The sequence below is a fragment of the Microvirga tunisiensis genome, from assembly GCF_009296175.1.
In the GTDB taxonomy this organism is placed as follows: Bacteria; Pseudomonadota; Alphaproteobacteria; order Rhizobiales; family Beijerinckiaceae; genus Microvirga; species Microvirga tunisiensis.
Genome location: NZ_VOSK01000476.1, coordinates 1 through 4,049, shown reverse-complemented (window position 1 = coordinate 4,049; position 4,049 = coordinate 1). Strand labels below are relative to the sequence as shown.

Below are 4,049 nucleotides of genomic sequence, written 5' to 3'. Positions count from 1 at the left end.
GCAAACGCGCCGCTCTCATCCGCCAAGCAGAACGCCTGGAGGTGGTGAGGACATGCCTGAAATCCGGTCAACTTTGCCAGCAAGGCTCGTACAGCCAATCTCAGATGGGGCGCCGTGAATTAACCGGGCTAACAATCGTATCTACAAGGGGCAGTTGTGGTCCAGAGAAGCGCCGTTTCACGTCTGCTTGCGGGTTTCATTTCGCGGTTCCTTGGCGACCTCGGGATCATCGGGGAATGATGCAGCAGCTGCGACCTGTTGAGTTGAACCTTGTTGACGAGCTGTTCGAAACGAGTCCGGGCTACGTGCTCGATTTCACGAACAGCACGTTCGCCCAATTCTTTCGCCGCGAAGTCGGAGTCGACATCTATGATGAGGCCTACGCGATCTATGGCGGCAGCAAAGGAAAACGCCTCAGGCCATTCCTGACGGTTGGCCAGCCGCGGTCCATAGCCTGAGCCCTCGCGGCGCTCTGGGAGTATCATGAACTCGACAGGCTCGGTCGGGCGCAGGCCGAGACGGTCCTCAATGCAGGCAAAAGACTGAGCGCGGTCGTTGAGAGGCTCGGCGGCGCGCCGCTTTTGCCATTCGATTCTACCATGGGAACGCCCGGGGAAAAAGATGAGGCCAAGCCGCGCATCTTCCGAGCCGATGAGGCGACGTTACGGCGTCTTGAGGCGCAATTCCTCGCGCTGCACGAGATGTCCAATGAACCACAAGCGCGAGGCTATCATTTCGAGAGGCTGTTGACCGAGCTTTTCAACGCGTGGGGTGAGCTGGCTCGGGAAATTTGCACAGCGAGATAAGTGGAGTTTCTGCCTGATTGCGGCCACAATGGCTGCCGAACAGGAGAAATCATGAGCAAGCGACCCCGCCGGAACCACTCTCCGGCTTTCAAGGCCAAAGTGGCCCTGGCCGCCGTGAAAGGCGAGAAGACCCTCGCCGAGTTGGCGCAACAGTTTGATGTGCTGTAAGGTCCGACGACCTCGTTTCAACTTTCTGATCGTCAGATCCCCCTCTGAGATGCGATGCTGATCCTGTTGCTGCTGTGGACCTGTGGGCAGCGCAGGAGCGCTGTCCATCAGATCCACAGCCGAAGGGCTGGGGACGGCGATGGATCTGATCAAGGCGCGGCTCGCGTGGGTCGAGCTTTATGCCAAGATCGGCGATGCTGGCCTGGTCTGCCGCCGCTGCGGCATTTCCCGGCCTACTCTACGCAAGTGGTGGCGCCGCTATCAGGCTGAGGGAGAGGCTGGCCTCGTGGACCACAGCCGCCGCCCACTGCCCGGCGTCAATTAGCTTGAGCGACAGAGCGTCAACTATGATGAGCGGTCGGCAATCTGGTTTCGTGAGGGCTTAGCCCGAACGGAGCCGGACCACCGACCGCTTCAGCGTCACCTGCGGGTCGTATCCGACATGCCCATCTTCCTCGAAGAGGGGGAGGCGATGCCGGTTAGACACGTCAACGATCAACAGGTGAGACTTTACATGAAGCTACGCACCACCCGGTCGCAGGAAAGCGCCGCGGCAATCTCTGGGATTTCGGTCGCAACCGGACGCCGGATCGAACGGGATCCACGGCCTCCCTCATCGCGCAAGGAGCGGCGCGATTACCGAACCCGATCCGACCCTTTCGAAGGCCTCTGGGATGAGGAGATCGTGCCGATGCTGGCATCGGCGCCAGGGTTGCGGCCGATCACCGTTTTGCGCGAGATGGCCCGGCGCTATCCCGATCGGATCGACGACAGCGTGCGCCGCTCGCTCGAACGGCGGATCCGGACATGGCGGGCCCTGCACGGCCCCGATCAGCCCGTGATCTTCCCTCAGGCCCATGCTCCCGGACGGATGGGCTTGTCGGACTTCACCGACATGAGCGGCCTGGGCGTGACGATCGCGGGTCAGACCCTCCATCACCGGCTGTACCACTTCGCCCTCGTCTATTCCGGCTTCGAGCACGGTGAGGTTGTCTTGGGCGGCGAGAGCTACACTGCGCTGGCCTCCGGACTGGCCACGGCCCTGACGACGCTGGGCGGAGCTCCCGCCGAACATCGTTCGGACAGCCTTTCAGCGGCGTTCCGCAACCTGTGTCACGATCAAGCCGAGGATCTGACGCGCCGGTTCGCGGCGCTCGCCGCCCATTACGGCATGACACCGACCCGCAACAACCGTGGGGTCGCGCATGAGAATGGATCGATCGAGAGCCGGCATGGTCATCTGAAGGACCGGATCGAGCAGGCCTTGATGCTGCGCGGCTTGGTCGATTTCGACACCCTGGCGGCTTATCGGGCCTTCGTCGCCGGCGTCATCGCCGACCACAACCGGCGTCATGGCGATGCCATTGAGATCGAGCGCGCGCACCTCAAGGCCCTGCCTCCGGCCCCACCCGTCACCTGGGACGAGGCCAGCGTGCGCGTGACAAGCTCTTCGGGCTTCTCTTTCCGGCATGCCTTCTACACCGTACCCTCCCGGCTGATCGGCCATCGCCTCCACCTGCGGGTCCATGATGACCGGATCGAAGCCTTCCTCGCCGGCATGCCCGTTCTCAGTCTCCCGCGCGGACGTGCTCCCGCGAAGACGGCCAGGCGCACAACCACCCATATCGTTGACTACCGCCATGTCATCGGATCCTTGCGCGCCAAGCCCGGAGCGCTGGCTGGTCTCACCTACCGCGATGCGCTCTGGCCAAGACCGGCTTATCGACGGGCCTGGGAGGCGCTCGTGGCCAGCCAGCCCGTGCGGGACGCCTCGCGCACGATGGTGGCCCTGCTCGCGCTCGCCCATGATCGTGGGCTCGAAGCGGACATCGCGGCAGCCCTCGATGCCATCCTCGACGAGGGTGGTCTGCCTGTGTTCGCCGAGATCCAAGCCCGCCTCATGCCACAAGCGGCTTCGGTACCGGCGGTGCGGATCGAGATGCCCAGCGCCAGCGTCTACGACCCATTGCTGCGCGACGTCAGATTGGAGATAGCGCCATGACCGTTACCACCGATACTGCACGTCTGCCGCTTCTCCTGACAACGTTACTCCTCCCGACCGTCGCAAGGCTCTGGCCTGCGATCGGCGCGACGGCCGATGCCGAGGGCTGGCCGGCCGCCAAAACCCTCGCCACCCTTCTCGAGCACGAGGTCGCCGAACGCGCCAGCCGCCGCATCCAGCGGCATCTCATCGAGGCGCGCCTGCCCAGTGGCAAGACTCTCGATACGTTCGACTTCGCCGCCGTTCCCATGGTCAGCCGAGCCCGGATCGCCGCACTGGCCGAAGGCGATAGCTGGCTGGCCAAGGGGACCAACATTCTGTGTTTCGGCCCACCTGGTGTCGGCAAAACGCATCTTTCCTCGGCGCTCGGTCACGCGCTGATCGATGCCGGCTATCGCGTCCTGTTCACCCGGACCACCGATCTCGTCCAGCACCTCCAGACGGCTCGGCAGGAGCTGAAGCTCGCATCCGCCATCGAAAAGCTCGACAAATATCACCTGCTCGTCCTCGACGATCTCTCCTATGTCCAGAAGAGCCAGGCTGAGACGAGCGTTCTCTTCGAGCTCATCAGCGCCCGGTACGAGCGTCGCTCATTGTTCATTACGGCCAATCAGCCCTTTGGAGCCTGGGATTCGGTCTTTCCCGATCCCGCTATGACAGTGGCCGCGATCGACAGACTCGTTCATCATGCGATCATCCTGGAGATGAACACCGACAGCTACCGCCGCAAGTCGGCACAGGCCCGTGCTGTCACATCCGACCCTGGCACCACCGCTCATCCTAATTGACGCGCAATCAAAAACCTTGACCACGAGCGACAATTAGGAAAGCATCACCATGGCCCGCAGGCGCTCACCATAGTTGACGCGCTCCCGCTCACCCTAATCGTCGCGCTATACGCACCAGCAACTCAAGAAAGATCTTGGGCTCGATCACTTCGAGGGCCACTCGTGGCGCGGCCTGCACCGGCACGCACTGATGACGCTGACCACCTATCTATTCCTGCAGCATCTGCGCTTGCACGCCGCCTCGCCGAAAAAAGAAAAATCGCCGTACCACCGCCGCAACAAACA

General features: G+C 62.6%; 2 protein-coding genes and 4 pseudogenes. All 6 read left to right on the top strand.

Annotation, left to right across the window (positions count from 1 at the left end; genetic code table 11):
* Positions 1-458: pseudogene (locus FS320_RS47345) on the top strand (hypothetical protein); the annotation flags it as partial.
* Positions 459-857: 399 nt separating this feature from the next.
* Positions 858-968 (top strand): annotated as a pseudogene (locus FS320_RS51475) (transposase); the annotation flags it as partial.
* Positions 969-1,113: 145 nt separating this feature from the next.
* Positions 1,114-1,281 (top strand): annotated as a pseudogene (locus FS320_RS39620) (helix-turn-helix domain-containing protein); the annotation flags it as partial.
* A 165-nt stretch (positions 1,282-1,446) separates the two neighbouring features.
* A complete protein-coding gene (gene istA, locus FS320_RS39615; protein WP_152717896.1) occupies positions 1,447-2,976 on the top strand; it encodes an IS21 family transposase in 1,530 nt (509 codons plus the stop codon).
* Complete coding sequence (istB, locus tag FS320_RS39610; protein WP_152717894.1) at positions 2,973-3,764, top strand: IS21-like element helper ATPase IstB; 792 nt, start codon at positions 2,973-2,975, stop codon at positions 3,762-3,764. The genes istA and istB overlap by 4 nt, the downstream gene beginning before the upstream one ends.
* Positions 3,765-3,876: 112 nt before the next feature.
* Positions 3,877-4,049 (top strand): annotated as a pseudogene (locus tag FS320_RS39605) (IS701 family transposase); the annotation flags it as partial.